We start from the raw sequence: 15,018 nt of genomic DNA on the forward strand, positions 1-15,018 counted from the left end.
TATAGATTAGTGCCTGGAAAAACAGCAGCTTAACGTAAAATTTTGTGGCTAAAAAAGGTAAATTTTACAAGGTTTATATTGAAATTCGTTTACACTGACCCCATATAGCTTTTTTAGGAATACGTTATTTTATGGATTCTAGAGACACTTCTATACGATTATTTAGAATACGGACTTCATAGCGTTGCAGAGCTTCAGTCGCAGGTTCTTCCATGGGTTCACCAGTACGAATATTGAAGCGACTGCCATGTAAGGTGCAATATACGAGTTCACCTTTGAGACAACCTAGCGATAAAGAGGAATCTTCATGTGTGCACATATCATCAACGGCATATATTTTGCCATCAACATTGGCCAGTAAGATGTCACCACTATTTGTCGTAAATTTTTTGGTATTACCTGGTAGCAAATCATTTACAGATGCAATGTCAACGAAAGTAAATTCTTTATCCATTTTTTTAGACTAGTTTTACAAAGAAAGTTAAATCATGCTGTACTTTATATATAAAATCACTTCGGGTTCTACAGGCGCGATAAAAAACTTGGAGTGTATTGATAAATATGATGAATACAAACAAGCAAAGAAGGTAATTAGAGAGAAGCGCACCGAATTTGATAAGGATAGTCGTACTACACTTAAAATGATATTTGCAGAAGATGAGTTTGAGGCAGAGCAACGCTTAAGTTCTAGTGCATCACGTGATGCTCCTATACTTCGCGAGTGGGAAAAATAATTCATCGCCGCATTAATAGTGACTATATATGGACGAGAAGCACTATAAAGAAACATATTCTAATATAAATCCCAATCGCTGCGTGTTTGAGAAATCCATTAATTCACGTATATGTAATTGCAATAAATCGCAACGTTTTAACTTGGCAGACCGTGAAGGTGTGGCTTGCACCTCGAAAAAAAATCTTGATCGTTGTTCTCAGCTTATAACTCACCTGCATGACAATGCACGCTTTGTTTTGCAACGTCTTGATGTAAAAGAATTGGGCCATGCGCAGGAAATAAAAATTCAAAATGGTGGCCTATTAGGATTGCAAGGCCAGCTAAATAGCAAAACACAAGACAGAGTTAAAAATATTGACTCGGTCATTTCAGATGCAGAAAAAATATTTCAAAGTATTGAAAACTTCCCATACTCAAAAATTATGCAAGTTATAAGCGCATATCGCATTCGTCCTAAGAGGGTGCGGGGAAAGAAAGAGTAGTCTGCTAATTGCTTTATGGTAGCCATTACTAAATTAGATAAGTTACTGATAGAAGTGCGTGCTTGCCGCGTATGTGAGCCTGACTTACCGCTTGGGCCAAACCCTATCGTACGTGCTAAACGTCGCGCAAGAATATTAATTATTGGTCAAGCGCCTGGTACAAAAGTGCACGAAAGTGGAATTCCCTGGAATGATCCAAGTGGTAAACGTTTGCGAGAGTGGATGGGTATTGATGATGAAATATTTTATAATCAGGCAAAGATTGCGATTATTCCGATGGGGCTATGTTATCCGGGCAAGGGTAAATCAGGTGATTTGCCACCAAGAAAAGAATGTTCAGAGTTATGGCATGAAAAATTACTAAAACATTTGCCAAATATAAAGTTAACGTTACTTATTGGACAATATGCACAAAACTATTACTTGAGTGAATCGAAGCACTACAACAGTGGTACAGTGACCGAAACAGTTACTAATTGGAAAAAATTTGCGCCTAAATATTTCCCACTACCACACCCTTCTCCAAGAAATACACTTTGGCTTAAGAAAAATAGTTGGTTTGAGAGTAAGACTATTCCGCATTTGCGCAAACAAGTGAGCAATGTAATAAGAGATTAATTTCGATTCAGGAGTTATGCATGTCAGAAAATGATACACAAGTTGAGCATACGCAAATTCTTAGCACGGGAATTGAAAACTATGAAAACTTTAAAGACATCACGACTTTAGTTTATCTTTTACAAGCGATCGCTTTTGTCGGTTTCACGCCCGTTATCGGTGTGATTATTAATTATTTTAAAAGAAGTGATGTAAAAGGTTCAATTCTCGAGAGTCACTTTCGTTGGCAGATCAGAACATTTTGGTGGGGTTTATTATGGTCAACCTTAGCTGGTATTCTTATCTTCACAATAATCGGTATGCCAATTGGATATCCGATGTTGGGCGTAACGATTGTGTGGTGGATCTATCGCTTTGTGAGAGGGTGGGTCAGGTTGAATAAAGGGCACCCAATGTATTCATGATAATGAGCATACCGTTCATCTGAGAATATAAAAAAATATATATATAAAACAATACGTTACACTAATTATAAGAATCTATCTATATTGGAATATTATTAAACTCTAATATATAAAGTACTATTATCCTCAATAAAGATTTATACCAATTTGAGGACAATGTTATGGATAACTTTTTTAGTAAAATAAACCGAGCAGACACTAATTCGATTTATCACAACCCTTATAAGTTTTTAACTACTGAAAATAATAGTGCTATCAAATCTACAAGGTTGGGTGACTTCGATACTACGTTATGGTTGGAAACGACCGGACTTATCGTTTTTATGTCGCTAATCGTTCTATTGCCTACTATATTCTAAAGTAGCTATAGGTAGCATGTATCTTTGGATTAAGAATTTAATTTAAGGAAGAAACTACAAACACGGATAGTTTTCTAAGCCGGCCATGATGGAAACATCACGGCCGGCTTTTTTATGTTTGTATGAAATTTTAAGTTGTTGGGTATGTTTAATAGGGAACTTGCTTGATTAAGATCACTCAAAGTAATCATCCAATAATAACTACCTTATCTTTGTCTCGCATATGAAACAGCGCGTAACTTTTTTTAGTTTGTTGATATATTTAGCACTATTTTCTGTTCCAACAGCTGTCTACGCAGATACAATTTTATTGTTGCATGGATATTTGGGTTCTAGTCAGGAATGGCAGCGCTCTGGAATTGTCGGTCAGTTAGATTCCATGGGCTGGAAAAACGCTGGCGTATTAAATATAGAAGACGATAGGGTTCAGTCAAGTAAGCCAAGTAAGCAAGTACCCACCAACTTGCGTCGTTTATACAGTCTAGAGCTGCCTAGCGAGCAATCCATTGATAAACAGGCAAAGCGACTTGATCAATATGTAAAGTTTGTTCAACACAGACACACTGACGAACAAATTATTCTCATCGGTCATTCTGCAGGTGGAATCGTTGCCCGTTTATACATGGTGCAAAATTCACAACTTAATCTTAGTGCTTTAATTACCATTGCAAGTCCACATTTAGGCACAAAAAATGCTGCACTGGCACAAACTGTTTCAGAGAATGTATTAGTTTGGGTGGACAGTCTGCCTGGAGTCGAAAAAATTTACCGATCGCAAGGGTTGTTTTTTGATTTAAGTCCGAATCGTACTGATAATTTGATTGGATGGTTAAACTATCAAGAACACCCGCAAGCGCGTTACTATTCTATAGTACGCGAAGACTCTAAAGATCATCTGCAAGATTTTGTTGTACCTAGTCACAGTCAAGATATGAATGAAGTTTTTGCTTTGCGGGGTAGAAGTAAAACCTATCAGATTAAAAGTTTACATGGTTTGAGCACTAAGGACGGAGAGCTGTTGAAAACCATATTAATCGATCTATACACAATCTAATGTTAAGAGCATTTATGCATTTCAAGCACTTTTCACCTATTTTATTTATAGTAGTTAGTGCGAGTTGCGTATCCTCGGGTTCGCCTGAAACAGAAAAAATTAGCAAAACTTTTACCGTTAATAAAAACGATTCATTTCAATCTACAAATTTTCATATTCAGTTTCTTAATCAAGTGAATCTTGCTCGTTCAGAGGGCAGGCATTGTGGGCAACGTTTTTTCCCTGCTGCCCCACAGTTAAGTCTAAATAATGTTTTAAATCATGCGGCTTATAATCATTCAAATGATATGTTTGAGCATCAATTTCTAGACCACGCTAGTTCGAATGGCGATACCTTGGTGGAGCGTATGAGTAGTGTGGACTATTCCTGGCGTGCAGTGGGTGAAAACATTGCGCATAATCAAAACAGTATCGGGCAAGTTATCGAAGATTGGTTGAGTAGTCCTGGACATTGTAGCAATATAATGTCTGCAGATTACACACAAACCGGTGTTGCTCAAGTAAATCGATACTGGACACAAGTCTACGCAACACCTAAATAAATAATTACTGTTGGAAAGAAATGGAAATCGAAGGGCCGTTAAAATTTAGAATTGTTACTTTTGATAATTCAGAAGATCGAGAGGTCCACGTTGATTTCAAGCAAGAGTTTCAAGATTTAGATGTACAAGGGCAGGCAGATGTATTTCTAAAGCATATTAGTTCGCTTCATTCTCAAGTAGCTGCACTAAATAAAGAAGATGAAAAAGAAAGGCAGGGGATGTTGATGGTGCTTAAGTTATTAGAAGAACTATGGCCGCATGTTAAAGCGGGAGAGGTTTCGCTTGATGAAACCATTGTGGGTAAAGTGGAGGCTCCCTCACCCCTTGATCAATTAATCTCAGGATTGAAATTAAACTAGAAGCATTATGTTTGCCGGATTTTATCCAGCAAACATAAAAGTACTTAATCAATCGCGTGCGCGTCCCGCCGCATCTTTAGCAATATCATTTGCATAAAATTCACGAATTTGTGCAACAGGTTCAATGCGGTTTGCTCCGGATCCAGTTAAGCACTGGTCCTTTTTATCAACTGCCCACATTACATAAGCAGTAAAACCTACAAAGTCTTCATGAAACTGATCTTTATGAGGTACACCAGTATGTTCAACGCGATCACCTTTAAGTTCTTTCTTAATGCGCCCTAATTCTTTCATTAGATCATTTACATCTTCTCCGTCCCATTGGCCAACTACTTCACCTTTTCTACTTGTTATATCGTTTGACATGTTGTTCCTTATAATTAATAAGTAAAAATTTGTATGTATAAATTTTGTAGCATGGATGATTCTATTTCAAGCAAATGATTGGTATAAATTTATTTAGATATTTATGTTGAATTTATTAATCCCATTATTTATGTAAGTTTATTTCTTGAGTTAACTTAATGAAGTTGAGACAAAAAATTGAGAATGCTTATATTCTTTGCTGAGTAGAATAATATCTCGCACTTAGGTAATATTTATATCTGCAAGGATCAATTAAGGAGGGGTTAATGCGATCTTTAAAAAATGGGTTATCAACGATTTTTCTATCTACATTTCTATTCTCTTGTGGAAGCGGTGGTGGGGGCGGTGATGGGGGCTCAGTCTCAGCAGTGGTTTTATAGACCCTGCAAGCTGCGTACTTCCAACTAATGCAGTTGCCATAACCGCAGCTAATGCTGAGGCAGTGGTAAGTGAAGTAAAAGGTGCCATCCAAATCATCTTGGCATTTGCTAATGCAGGAAGTGATTTAATAATTTTAAATAATCAAGTGTTGGCTTCTAATCCAATTAGTATTCCATGTGACAATGTGGGCGGGTTATCCACAGTTGCGTTAACAGGTTTAAATCCGATATCGATGGGTGATCAACTCTCGGTAGATTTTGCTAATTGTGTGGATACGGGTACTACAATTAATGGGAATTTCACTGGATCGTATACGACTATCAATGAACTGGTTGCAGGGGAAGCGGGTAATGTTGCGAGCGCTAATGATTGGGACTTCGTTATAACAGGAAGTTCAGATAACTTAAGAGTTACTGATGGAAATATTGATGCAGCCGCTGATGGGGATACGACAGCAACTGTTGCTTTCGCAGCAGCAGGTGTAGATCTTACTTCTACAGCAACCAATAGCATTCTTACTTTTGCGGGTAGCGGTGGGGAATGTGCATCAATTGAGAATGCGAATATTGTATCAACTGCAATGAATGTCACAACTAATCCTGCTATGTACACTGTGAATGTCAATCCTGCAGCAGCACTTCTAGTTGCGAGTACTGAGTTTGCAGGTACTGTAACAGCACAGACTCCTGCAACACCATTCTCAGGTATGGAGAACTTATATGATGTAGGTGCTGTTGAGATTGATAAATATTTTGTCGAGCTTGATGATACTTCGCCTCCTACAGGTGGTGTGTTGGTCATTACGGGTGACACATCAAGCATTACTATGACTGCGATGGCAGGAGGTGTGGTGCAAATTGATGTAGATGAAGATGGGGTGGCAGGATTCGAGGCAACGATTATGACTACATGGGGTGTTTTGTAGTGCTATTTATTTCTATAAAAGATTAATTTAAAACGCGACAGTTAAGCCGCGTTATTGTTTATAGGAAATAAATGCAACATTACAAATAATTATTTATTGGCAATCCTCTGAAAAAATTAAAAGACTGAAGAGCTTAATTCATTCACTGCAGTAAGCATCTCTGCATCATCAGTAAGTGCTTGGGAAATGCAGCTCGAGCATGCAGTTACAGGATTAACACCCGTTACAATTAATTTTCCTGCATGTACTAATAAGCGTGTGCTAGCACCTTCATCTAAACCACTGCCTTTCAAGTTACGAGTCATCTGTGCAAACTTTACTAAAAGTTTGGCAGTATTTGCATCGACTCCGGTTTCCTTTTCTACAATCTTTTGCTCGGTGGTGGAACCGGGGTAGTCAAATTCCAATGCCACAAAGCGTTGTCGTGTACTTTGTTTCAAATCTTTCAATACACTTTGATAGCCAGGGTTGTAGGAGATCGCCATACAAAATTCTTTTGGTGCTTCTAACAATTCGCCAAGTTTTTCCATCGGTAATACCCGTCTATCATCACATAGAGGATGGATAACTACAGTAGTGTCTTTGCGCGCTTCGACAACTTCATCGAGATAACAAATGCTTCCTGCTCGTACCGAACGTGCAAGTGGGCCATCGACCCATATCGTTTCACCACCAGTAACTAGATAACGGCCAACCAGATCGGATGCGGTAAGGTCATCATGGCAAGAGACGGTAATAAGAGGGCGCTTGGTTTTCCAGCCCATGTATTCCATGAAACGAGTTTTGCCACAGCCTGTGGGCCCTTTTAGCAGTACGGGTAGTTGATTTGCATACGCTGCTTCAAACACCGCAATTTCATCCCCTACAGGTTCGTAATAAGGCTCTTCTTCTACGAAATATTCTTCCGGTTTGTATGACTTGGCTTGCATTTTAATTTAGCTATTAGGATGTAATTTTGACCCTACTGGGTATCAAACTATGGCGCAAGCATCTAGCAATTGATGTTGGTAAAAAAGTTGCTAGAACTATTCGCTAAAGTGATTACGACACACGAAATCATTTAAATAGTAGGTGAAGTGGTGGCTGTACGATATTTGATGGATCTGAATAATGCTAATAATGACGTTTCTGATAGGTTGTGTTAATGGCGATATTCAGTTCGGAAAATACTTATGGTTGTAATCAATAAATTTATACTAAGGACATAGAAGCGTTTCCTTAGGCACATGCTGAGTAACATTGTTATAACTAATAGTTTCGATTCGGAATCCCTATAAACACCAGTGTATATAGCCATATAATTTAAATTAGTTATTTAATACAGCTATAAGAATACTAAACGAATATCACTTTTTATTTGTTGAATTGTTACGGAATAGCTAGCAAACTTCCCGATCATTAAAAAATTAACTTAAGCGGATTTCCTAAACAATGTTCTCAACAAACCCCTTTGCCGAACTCTCTGCATTAATTTCGCCTTCAATCATTCAGGGGTACATCGTACTCATGGTTATTATGGTTATCGGCGGCACAATTCTCGACATGTTGCATAAAAAGAGTGCTCAGTACTTTTTTGAAAATGCTGAAAAAGCAAAAAAGAATGCTAAGCGAACTTTAGGCAGTGGAGAAAAGGTTTCAATGGCCGTATCTACAGTGACGAGTGAGGTTTTAACCTCGTCCGAATTTGCAAGCACAACTCGTCGCCTATCTCATCTGCTGACCATGTATGGTTTTATTACCATTGTCGTATCAACGGCTGTGTTGGTGTTCAACTACCCTACGGATAGCGCTGCTGGTATATGGCCTGTTGTTTGGCATATTGGTGCAATCATGCTGTGTTTGGGTGGTTACTGGTTCTGGTTCTTCATCCGTGTAGATGTCTCTTCTGAAGGTGTGAAGTGGTACAACTTCAATGGTCGCGGCGACATTTTCATCGTCTCTCTGATCACCATGGCTACTTTCGCATTGCTATGGTCTGGCACACTGGCCAGCGGCGGTTTACTGAATATGATTTTCCTCGTGCTGTTCATTGTATGTAGCACAATGCTGTTCTGCTCTGTTTTTTGGTCCAAGTTTGCTCACATGTTCTTCAAGCCAGCAGCGGCTTACCAAAAGAAACTCATTAAGGCAGACGGTTCATATGAGAATCTGCCTGAATTAGGAGAGCTTACGGATCCTGACTTACAAGCAAAATTCCCGGATATCCCAGAATATATGGGTGACAACCCACCCAACATGGGCGAAGGAATCAAGCGTGAAGCCCCAAGCCATTATTAATAATTATCAGTAACTGAATCTTAGAGAGAAAAAATTATGCCTACATTTGTATATATGACGCGCTGCGATGGTTGTGGACACTGCGTTGATATCTGTCCTTCAGATATCATGCATATCGATACCACTACTCGACGTGCTTATAACATTGAGCCAAACATGTGCTGGGAATGTTATTCCTGTGTTAAGGCTTGTCCTCACAACGCGATTGATGTTCGTGGTTATGCCGACTTTGCTCCACTGGGCCACTCGGTACGAGTAATCCGTGATGAGGAAAAAGGTGTTATTGCCTGGCGCATTAAATCTCGCAACGGTAAAAAAGATATGAACCTGTTAGCGCCTATCACCACAAAGCCTTGGGGAACAGCCATCCCAGAATTGGCGAATGAGTCAGCTCCAAGTCAGGAAATGTGTGACAGTCAATTACTTTTCAATGAGCCAAAATATGTTCGCATGGACGACGGTGGTCTGAACACGCTTGAGTCTAACGGTTTAGAGATAAAAGCAGGGGTTTACTACTAATGGGTTACAAAACTATTGTTGAAGACAACATTGATGTTCTGGTAGCGGGCGCCGGCATGGCAGGTACGGGTGCGGCTTTTGAAGCACGTTACTGGGGGCACAATAAGAAGATTGTCATTGCAGAGAAGGCTAATATCGATCGTTCCGGTGCGGTTGCACAGGGGCTCTACGCAATAAACACCTACATGGGAACCCGTTTTGGTGAAAACAATCCTGAGGATCACGTTCGTTATGCGCGTATCGACCTGATGGGGATGGTTCGTGAAGACTTGCTGTTTGATATGGCACGTCACGTAGATTCAGCGGTTCACCAATTCGAAGAATGGGGTCTGCCGATAATGCGTGATCCTAAGACCGGTTCATATTTACGTGAAGGGCGATGGCAGATTATGATTCACGGTGAGTCTTACAAACCTATCGTCGCGGAAGCCGCCAAGAAATCGGCGGACAAGGTATTCAACCGTATCTGCGTAACCCATCTGTTGATGGACGATGCAAAAGAAAATCGCGTTGCGGGTGCTGTTGGTTTCAATGTGCGTACCGGTGACTACCACGTATTCAAATCCAAAACGGTTATCTGTGCTGCCGGCGGTGCATCAAACATTTATAAGCCACGTTCAGTAGGTGAAGGTGCGGGTCGTGTTTGGTATGCGCCTTGGTCATCGGGTTCGGCGTATGGTTTGATGATTAGTGCTGGGGCCAAGATGACACAGATGGAAAACAAAATAGTATTGGCACGTTTCAAAGACGGTTACGGTCCTGTGGGGGCGTACTTCCTCCACCTTAAAACCTACACACAGAATGGTCTTGGTGAAGAGTATGAATCAAAGTGGTGGCCACAACTTCAAGAGATGGTAGGTAAGGAATACTTGGATCCGGAGCTTGCACATGCAACCCATCGACCTATTCCGACCTGTCTACGTAATCATTGTATTATTTCTGAAGTAAATGCGGGTCGTGGTCCGATACACATGGTGACCATGGAAGCGTTCCAAGATCCTCATCTTGAAGAGATCGGTTGGCACAATTTCTTGGGTATGACAGTGGGTCAGGCGGTACTTTGGGCGGCGACTGACGTAGACCCTAAGTACGAAAATCCTGAGCTAACCACTTCAGAGCCATACGTTATGGGTTCTCACGCTACCGGTTGCGGTGCATGGGTTTCAGGTCCAGAAGATGTGTCACCGGAAGAATACTTCTGGGGCTACAACCGTATGACGACAATCGAAGGTTTGTTCGGTGCAGGTGATGCTGCCGGTGGTACACCACATGCATTCTCATCCGGTTCCTTTACTGAAGGTCGCCTAGCTGCCAAGGCAGCCTGCTTGTACATCGACGATGGTAAAGCAGAAGGTATCCAAGTTTCTCAACAGCAGATTGAAAAGCGCGGGAAAGAAATTTTCAAGCCGATGGAACATTACACGGTTAACCGCAACGAGATTACTGCGGGTGATGTTAACCCTAATTACATCAACCCACGTCAGGGTCTTGATCGCTTGCAGAAGCTGATGGACGAATACGGTGGTGGTGTAACGGTTAGCTACATGACCAACGAAAAGTTACTCAACATTGGTCTTAAGAAGATGAAGGCGCTTGAGGAAGATCTTGAGAAGATTGCAGCAGAGAATATTCATGAACTACTTCGTGCATGGGAACTGAAGCATCGTACTCTTGCCTCTGAGGCCGTCTTGCAACACACGTTATTCCGTAAGGAAACCCGTTGGCCTGGATACTACTACCGTGGCGATTTCATGAAAGTGGATGATGCTAACTGGCATGTACTAACTGTTTCTCGACGTGACCCAGAAACTGGTGAGTACACTATGGAAAAAGCACCTTGTTATCACCTCGTAGGTGATGAAGAGAAAAAGGCTGCTGCTGCATAATAAGTCTTGAAGATAAGGGTTCACCCATCTTGGTGGTCCCTTACACTTCAGCGATTTAACTAAAAAAGATCAACAGTTATGCTGTTGGTCTTTTTTAGTTAAAGCTCAATCAAAATTGTAATCACATACAGCGTAGACTTTCATGAACATTATTGAAAAAACAGAAGACGAAATCCTCGAAATTGCGCACCCGATGTGGGACGACCTCATCAAGCATTCCAACGCAGGCGAATATGGCAAGTTTATACGTAAGTTTTCCTATGATTTACTGCTTGGCCTAAATGAAGTTGAAGTCGGCAAACAGTTTGCCAAAAGTGATCTGACCAGAAACTTAAATACAGAGTATGACTATCTTGGTCTTATTCGTCGCGGTGAGCATGTGACGGTTTTATATCGCGTGACGAGTAGCAAGAAAGAAGGTGAATGGCTTGGGCGTCTTGTGCTGGGCTATGAGAAAGGTGAAATAAAAATTTTTGGTGCATCGGTTTTCTGAATATTTAAAAAGAAGCTCTGATTTAATCAGAGGTACCTTAACGGAATTAACTTTATTTCTTTTGCGAAAAACGGCATGAAAATACCAACATGAATGAAATAATTAAACAGCTTGTCAAAGAAGGAAAGTTTGTTGAGTTGACATACAAAGTCATCGATTCTAAATCTGAGGCTATTCTAACCAGAGTCGAGTTCCCTATTGGCTATATCCATGGAGTTACTGAAGCTCTCGCACCACAAGTGACTGCAGAACTGGAAGGCAAAGCGGTCGGAGACGTGATTGACGTACCTATCGACTGCAATAAGTTGTATGGGCCGAGAGATGAAACTTTAGTGTTTACTGACCATATTGATAATGTCCCTGAAGAGTATCGTGAAGTTGGGATGTCGATACTGATGGAAAAAGAAGACGGCACCACTAAAAGTTTTCTGGTGACTCGTGTCGATGAAAAGTCGGTTACCATTGATGGTAATAATCCACTCTGTGAGCGAGAGGTTATTTTCAAACTTGAAATATTAACGGTGCGCGATGCGACCGATGAAGAAATTGAAGCGGGTGGTCCTGTCGATGCTGAACCTGATATCAGTGAGATCGTAGGATCAGATCAAAAAGTACAACCAATAAATTAGATTCTAGAATCTAATTTTAGTTTCTGGTTTCTTAAATAAGTTAGTAATGTTGATCTGACGGAGAAACGCTTTGCCGCAAAACTTGTTTGCCGAAACGCTGTTAACCCCAGGCCTGGGCGTGCCGATGGCTTGGCGGTATCAAAATAAAGCACAGCATCTGGTTGACCTACTTGATAGCGATTCACCGGTGCGTGGCGCGCTTTCTCAAGCGATTGATCGTTATGGGGATACTTTCTTTGAGTTATCCGCTAACAAAGAATCACTGATTGAGTGGGCTAATTCCCAAGTTACTTTGCAAGACGCTGCTGATGTTCGTGAATTACGCCTTGGTGGTGCACATGTATTCCAACAAGCCATCGAGTTGTTCCAGGGAATGCAAATGATGGTCGAAAAAGAAGACGACCCTGTTAAGTGGTCTGCTGTTCACCACAACATTGGTGATGTGATGGGTTTCATCGGGCAACGTAGTGGTAGCTCACACTTTCTTGAGCAAGCCGCTATGTCGTATGAACAGGCATTGGAAGCGCGTACTTTTGAAGAGACTCCATTCGAGTGGGCAAGCACTCAATATAACCTTGGGTTTGTCATGCAAACACTCGGTCAACTTGAGGATGACCTCAATATCTTAAAGCAGGCAGGAGAAACCTATAAACAAGCTTCTACTGCCTTGAAAAGAGATGAGTACCCAGAGGATTGGGCCACTGCGTTGTGTAGTGTTGGCAATGTGCTGTGTTTGCTGGGCATGCATCGCAGAGGGCCGCGCACCTTGGAGCAGGCGGTGGTGGTGATGCGTAATGCTATGGCTGAGCGCACGCCTGATAAATCTGCTTATGGTTGGGCCATCACACAAAACAACCTGGCCGCAGCATTACAGGCATTGGGTACACATGAAGAAGACATTCCATCGCTTGAGGAATCGATTCCCATTTATGATGCAACCTTAAAGGCATTACCAAAAGATGAAGTGCCGATGATGTGGGCCATGGTATCCGCGAATCGTGCTTCTGCAATGCTCGCACTTGCAGCGGAGTCAGATTATGTCGACATGGCATTAAAGGCAGCATCTGAATTTGATAAGGTAGCTGAATTGTTTGCTAGTGCAGATTTGAATCGTTATCAGCAATTGGCTGAAGAACGAAGAGATCAATCTAAACAGTTAGTAAAATTACTTCAGGTGTAATTTATGAATACGAACGTCCCTGAAGTGAGAATACAAATGATGTGGTAGAGCTTTCATAACTCAACACCAGAACAGTGGGAGCGCTGTATTATTCGTAGACATAAATCCTAGCCAGACACTGAAACCAGAATTTGTAGCCAAAAAACCGTAATTAGAAACGAGAGGAAATTCTTCATGCCACAATACATTTTCATTTATCTTGGGGGTGATTACCCTGACAACCCTGAAGATGGTAAGAAACACTTTGAGCAATACCAGGGATGGTTATCCGCATTAGGTGATGCCGTGGTGAGTCCTGCCATACCTTTTAAGGACACCCATACCGTGCATCCTGATGGCAAGATAGAGTTAGGAACGACCACAATGATGTCAGGTATGAGCATCCTAAAGTTTGAATCAATGCAGGCAGCACTTGAAGCCGCAAAATCCTGTCCGTTCCGGGACATTAACGGCACACTTGAAGTCTCAGAAATGAGAGAAATGTCTGACTCTGGTAGTTAGGCCAGTTGAGTTAGGCGAATTTAATTAAATAGGTTTTTTGAAGTTGTTTCCATTCGTCTAGCTAAAAACCTGAAACCATTCAAAATGATTTATAAGTTAATTCAAAAACATTTTTTGTATGGTAGGCGAGAGTTCGAGTTGCGCGGTGATATTGTTAAAATCAAAATCAATAGCCTGCTGGATGAAAATAAAGACTTTGAAGTTGAATTAGCGATGATCAATCCTGAGCCCATAATCAGTAAATCACGACTGGAATTTCATAGTCGTGTGAAGTGTAGACCGCTACTTTCCCTGTATTTGAATAAACCCAATGCAAAAGAATTCAACACCTTTGTCGATGCATTGAAATCAAAAGCTAAGATGGAGTTTGATACTTTTGCTGGGCTGAACTCTAGTTAAATTTATTTAAATATAATGTTTAAAAAATACAAAGCTGTAATAGGTGGTAATAAATATGTCATCAAAGAAGATCTCCCAGAAGTAGGTTGGTACTTATTTGTCTATGAAAATGATATTTGCATCAAAGATTATCTTCAAGAAACATTGGCTATAGCAAAAGAGCAAGCTCAAGAAGATTGCTCAGTACCAGAGAACGCTTGGGAAGAAATATGAGCACCAAACTCACGCAAAAGCACCTACTTAAAGCTACTCATGCATTTGAAATCGTTGAAGATCAAGTCAATATCAGTATAAAATCTCGATTTAAACAAGAAACGCATAGTGTTTCGTTGGCAGTGCTCAATCCTGAACCTGTTATCACTCGTTCACATCTGGAATTCCTGAGTCGTGTGAATGGTGAGGCACTCTTGTCCCTGGAATTATCTCGACCCAACGTGGCCGAATTTAACGACTTTGTGAACACACTTAAGCAAAGAGCGCTGGAAGAATTCAATTCAATTGCTGGAATTAATGTCGCTGCTAAACCCGCTGCACTTAATGGCAATTTATATGAAGAACCTCCCGAGTTCGATGAGCTTACGCCTGCAGATATCAGCAAAGCCAAGAAAGTTCATGTTGAAGGAATTGAGAATGCGATTAACATGTTAGAAACGTATGTAAATAATGAAGAAATTCAACCTCTGTTAACTGCATTAGTTTCACTCAAGCAGGCCCCGCAAGATCACTCAAAGTTGGTTGATGTAGCGACTGTATTTAACGAGCTCGGGTCTAGCCAAGGTGCAGTACTAACCTATGCGCCCTACATTGGTCTTATGTTGTCAGATGACCCATTTGGGTGAGGGTAATTTGGAGATGCCAGACAAAATAAAGGGTAATGACGGCTAAATGAAGGCATCGTCCTTGATGCA

Annotated in this window: 21 protein-coding genes; 18 read left to right on the forward strand and 3 right to left on the reverse strand. The window is 40.9% G+C overall.

Annotation, left to right across the window (positions count from 1 at the left end):
- Nucleotides 1–124: 124 nt before the first annotated feature.
- Entirely contained in the window at nucleotides 125–454 is a 330-nt protein-coding gene (locus GKR92_11085; GenBank protein QMU62207.1) for a Rieske 2Fe-2S domain-containing protein, read from the reverse strand.
- A gap of 34 nt (nucleotides 455–488) precedes the next feature.
- Here GKR92_11085 and GKR92_11090 point away from each other — a divergent pair, with 34 nt between their 5' ends.
- From GKR92_11090 to GKR92_11120, 7 genes are all read left to right on the forward strand, one after another.
- A complete protein-coding gene (locus tag GKR92_11090; GenBank protein QMU62208.1) occupies nucleotides 489–734 on the forward strand; it encodes a hypothetical protein in 246 nt (81 codons plus the stop codon).
- Nucleotides 735–876: 142 nt separating this feature from the next.
- Nucleotides 877–1,218 carry a hypothetical protein gene (locus GKR92_11095; protein QMU62209.1) on the forward strand — a complete coding sequence of 114 codons (342 nt, stop codon included), beginning with the start codon at nucleotides 877–879 and terminating at the stop codon, nucleotides 1,216–1,218.
- A 15-nt stretch (nucleotides 1,219–1,233) separates the two neighbouring features.
- Entirely contained in the window at nucleotides 1,234–1,836 is a 603-nt protein-coding gene (locus GKR92_11100; protein QMU62210.1) for a uracil-DNA glycosylase family protein, read from the forward strand.
- A gap of 20 nt (nucleotides 1,837–1,856) precedes the next feature.
- Nucleotides 1,857–2,240, forward strand: a complete 384-nt coding sequence (locus tag GKR92_11105) for a hypothetical protein (protein ID QMU62211.1) — start codon at nucleotides 1,857–1,859, stop codon at nucleotides 2,238–2,240.
- Between the two features lie 582 nt (nucleotides 2,241–2,822).
- Nucleotides 2,823–3,653 carry an alpha/beta fold hydrolase gene (locus GKR92_11110; GenBank protein ID QMU62212.1) on the forward strand — a complete coding sequence of 277 codons (831 nt, stop codon included), beginning with the start codon at nucleotides 2,823–2,825 and terminating at the stop codon, nucleotides 3,651–3,653.
- Nucleotides 3,653–4,195 carry a CAP domain-containing protein gene (locus GKR92_11115; GenBank protein QMU62213.1) on the forward strand — a complete coding sequence of 181 codons (543 nt, stop codon included), beginning with the start codon at nucleotides 3,653–3,655 and terminating at the stop codon, nucleotides 4,193–4,195. Before GKR92_11110 ends, GKR92_11115 begins: the two co-directional genes overlap by 1 nt.
- Nucleotides 4,196–4,215: 20 nt before the next feature.
- The gene (locus GKR92_11120; protein ID QMU62214.1) at nucleotides 4,216–4,554 is read left to right on the forward strand and encodes a transcriptional regulator; all 339 of its coding nucleotides are present in this window, start codon (nucleotides 4,216–4,218) and stop codon (nucleotides 4,552–4,554) included.
- A 48-nt stretch (nucleotides 4,555–4,602) separates the two neighbouring features.
- Here the strand turns inward: GKR92_11120 and GKR92_11125 are convergent, their stop codons facing one another.
- Nucleotides 4,603–4,920, reverse strand: coding sequence for a hypothetical protein (locus GKR92_11125; protein QMU62215.1), 318 nt, complete (start codon nucleotides 4,918–4,920; stop codon nucleotides 4,603–4,605).
- A 442-nt stretch (nucleotides 4,921–5,362) separates the two neighbouring features.
- Here GKR92_11125 and GKR92_11130 point away from each other — a divergent pair, with 442 nt between their 5' ends.
- Nucleotides 5,363–6,226 (forward strand): hypothetical protein, encoded by an 864-nt coding sequence (locus tag GKR92_11130; protein QMU62216.1) that lies wholly within the window; start codon nucleotides 5,363–5,365, stop codon nucleotides 6,224–6,226.
- A gap of 116 nt (nucleotides 6,227–6,342) precedes the next feature.
- On the opposite strand, the gene GKR92_11135 is transcribed toward GKR92_11130, so the two are convergent.
- Entirely contained in the window at nucleotides 6,343–7,155 is an 813-nt protein-coding gene (locus GKR92_11135) for an AAA domain-containing protein (protein ID QMU62217.1), read from the reverse strand.
- A 556-nt stretch (nucleotides 7,156–7,711) separates the two neighbouring features.
- On the opposite strand from GKR92_11135, the gene GKR92_11140 reads away from it, so the two are divergent.
- From GKR92_11140 to GKR92_11185, 10 genes are all read left to right on the forward strand, one after another.
- Nucleotides 7,712–8,503, forward strand: a complete 792-nt coding sequence (locus GKR92_11140; protein QMU62787.1) for an adenylyl-sulfate reductase — start codon at nucleotides 7,712–7,714, stop codon at nucleotides 8,501–8,503.
- Between the two features lie 36 nt (nucleotides 8,504–8,539).
- Nucleotides 8,540–9,022, forward strand: a complete 483-nt coding sequence (gene aprB / locus GKR92_11145) for an adenylyl-sulfate reductase subunit beta (GenBank protein ID QMU62218.1) — start codon at nucleotides 8,540–8,542, stop codon at nucleotides 9,020–9,022.
- Nucleotides 9,022–10,908, forward strand: coding sequence for an adenylyl-sulfate reductase subunit alpha (locus GKR92_11150; protein QMU62219.1), 1,887 nt, complete (start codon nucleotides 9,022–9,024; stop codon nucleotides 10,906–10,908). Before aprB ends, GKR92_11150 begins: the two co-directional genes overlap by 1 nt.
- A 142-nt stretch (nucleotides 10,909–11,050) precedes the next feature.
- Nucleotides 11,051–11,401, forward strand: coding sequence for a hypothetical protein (locus tag GKR92_11155; GenBank protein ID QMU62220.1), 351 nt, complete (start codon nucleotides 11,051–11,053; stop codon nucleotides 11,399–11,401).
- 101 nt (nucleotides 11,402–11,502) lie between these two features.
- Nucleotides 11,503–12,030 carry a peptidylprolyl isomerase gene (locus tag GKR92_11160; protein ID QMU62788.1) on the forward strand — a complete coding sequence of 176 codons (528 nt, stop codon included), beginning with the start codon at nucleotides 11,503–11,505 and terminating at the stop codon, nucleotides 12,028–12,030.
- A 70-nt stretch (nucleotides 12,031–12,100) separates the two neighbouring features.
- Nucleotides 12,101–13,210 (forward strand): tetratricopeptide repeat protein, encoded by a 1,110-nt coding sequence (locus tag GKR92_11165; GenBank protein ID QMU62221.1) that lies wholly within the window; start codon nucleotides 12,101–12,103, stop codon nucleotides 13,208–13,210.
- 174 nt (nucleotides 13,211–13,384) lie between these two features.
- Nucleotides 13,385–13,711 carry a hypothetical protein gene (locus GKR92_11170; GenBank protein ID QMU62222.1) on the forward strand — a complete coding sequence of 109 codons (327 nt, stop codon included), beginning with the start codon at nucleotides 13,385–13,387 and terminating at the stop codon, nucleotides 13,709–13,711.
- A gap of 84 nt (nucleotides 13,712–13,795) precedes the next feature.
- Nucleotides 13,796–14,110 carry a hypothetical protein gene (locus tag GKR92_11175; protein ID QMU62223.1) on the forward strand — a complete coding sequence of 105 codons (315 nt, stop codon included), beginning with the start codon at nucleotides 13,796–13,798 and terminating at the stop codon, nucleotides 14,108–14,110.
- 15 nt (nucleotides 14,111–14,125) lie between these two features.
- Nucleotides 14,126–14,323 carry a hypothetical protein gene (locus GKR92_11180; GenBank protein ID QMU62224.1) on the forward strand — a complete coding sequence of 66 codons (198 nt, stop codon included), beginning with the start codon at nucleotides 14,126–14,128 and terminating at the stop codon, nucleotides 14,321–14,323.
- Entirely contained in the window at nucleotides 14,320–14,949 is a 630-nt protein-coding gene (locus GKR92_11185) for a hypothetical protein (protein ID QMU62225.1), read from the forward strand. Before GKR92_11180 ends, GKR92_11185 begins: the two co-directional genes overlap by 4 nt.
- Nucleotides 14,950–15,018: the final 69 nt, after the last annotated feature.

Source organism: Gammaproteobacteria bacterium (genome assembly GCA_014075255.1).
GTDB lineage: Bacteria > Pseudomonadota > Gammaproteobacteria > UBA4575 > UBA4575 > JABDMD01.

Bases quoted from the DNA above. Each gene is read 5' to 3' on its own strand.
- GKR92_11090 (QMU62208.1), top strand. From the start codon at position 489: ATGCTGTACTTTATATATAAAATCACTTCGGGTTCTACAGGCGCGATA.
- GKR92_11105 (QMU62211.1), top strand. From the start codon at position 1,857: ATGTCAGAAAATGATACACAAGTTGAGCATACGCAAATTCTTAGCACG.
- GKR92_11085 (QMU62207.1), bottom strand. From the start codon at position 454: ATGGATAAAGAATTTACTTTCGTTGACATTGCATCTGTAAATGATTTG.
- GKR92_11175 (QMU62223.1), top strand. From the start codon at position 13,796: ATGATTTATAAGTTAATTCAAAAACATTTTTTGTATGGTAGGCGAGAG.
- GKR92_11120 (QMU62214.1), top strand. From the start codon at position 4,216: ATGGAAATCGAAGGGCCGTTAAAATTTAGAATTGTTACTTTTGATAAT.
- GKR92_11115 (QMU62213.1), top strand. From the start codon at position 3,653: ATGTTAAGAGCATTTATGCATTTCAAGCACTTTTCACCTATTTTATTT.
- aprB (QMU62218.1), top strand. From the start codon at position 8,540: ATGCCTACATTTGTATATATGACGCGCTGCGATGGTTGTGGACACTGC.
- GKR92_11125 (QMU62215.1), bottom strand. From the start codon at position 4,920: ATGTCAAACGATATAACAAGTAGAAAAGGTGAAGTAGTTGGCCAATGG.
- GKR92_11110 (QMU62212.1), top strand. From the start codon at position 2,823: ATGAAACAGCGCGTAACTTTTTTTAGTTTGTTGATATATTTAGCACTA.
- GKR92_11135 (QMU62217.1), bottom strand. From the start codon at position 7,155: ATGCAAGCCAAGTCATACAAACCGGAAGAATATTTCGTAGAAGAAGAG.
- GKR92_11155 (QMU62220.1), top strand. From the start codon at position 11,051: ATGAACATTATTGAAAAAACAGAAGACGAAATCCTCGAAATTGCGCAC.
- GKR92_11150 (QMU62219.1), top strand. From the start codon at position 9,022: ATGGGTTACAAAACTATTGTTGAAGACAACATTGATGTTCTGGTAGCG.
- GKR92_11185 (QMU62225.1), top strand. From the start codon at position 14,320: ATGAGCACCAAACTCACGCAAAAGCACCTACTTAAAGCTACTCATGCA.
- GKR92_11100 (QMU62210.1), top strand. From the start codon at position 1,234: ATGGTAGCCATTACTAAATTAGATAAGTTACTGATAGAAGTGCGTGCT.
- GKR92_11170 (QMU62222.1), top strand. From the start codon at position 13,385: ATGCCACAATACATTTTCATTTATCTTGGGGGTGATTACCCTGACAAC.
- GKR92_11180 (QMU62224.1), top strand. From the start codon at position 14,126: ATGTTTAAAAAATACAAAGCTGTAATAGGTGGTAATAAATATGTCATC.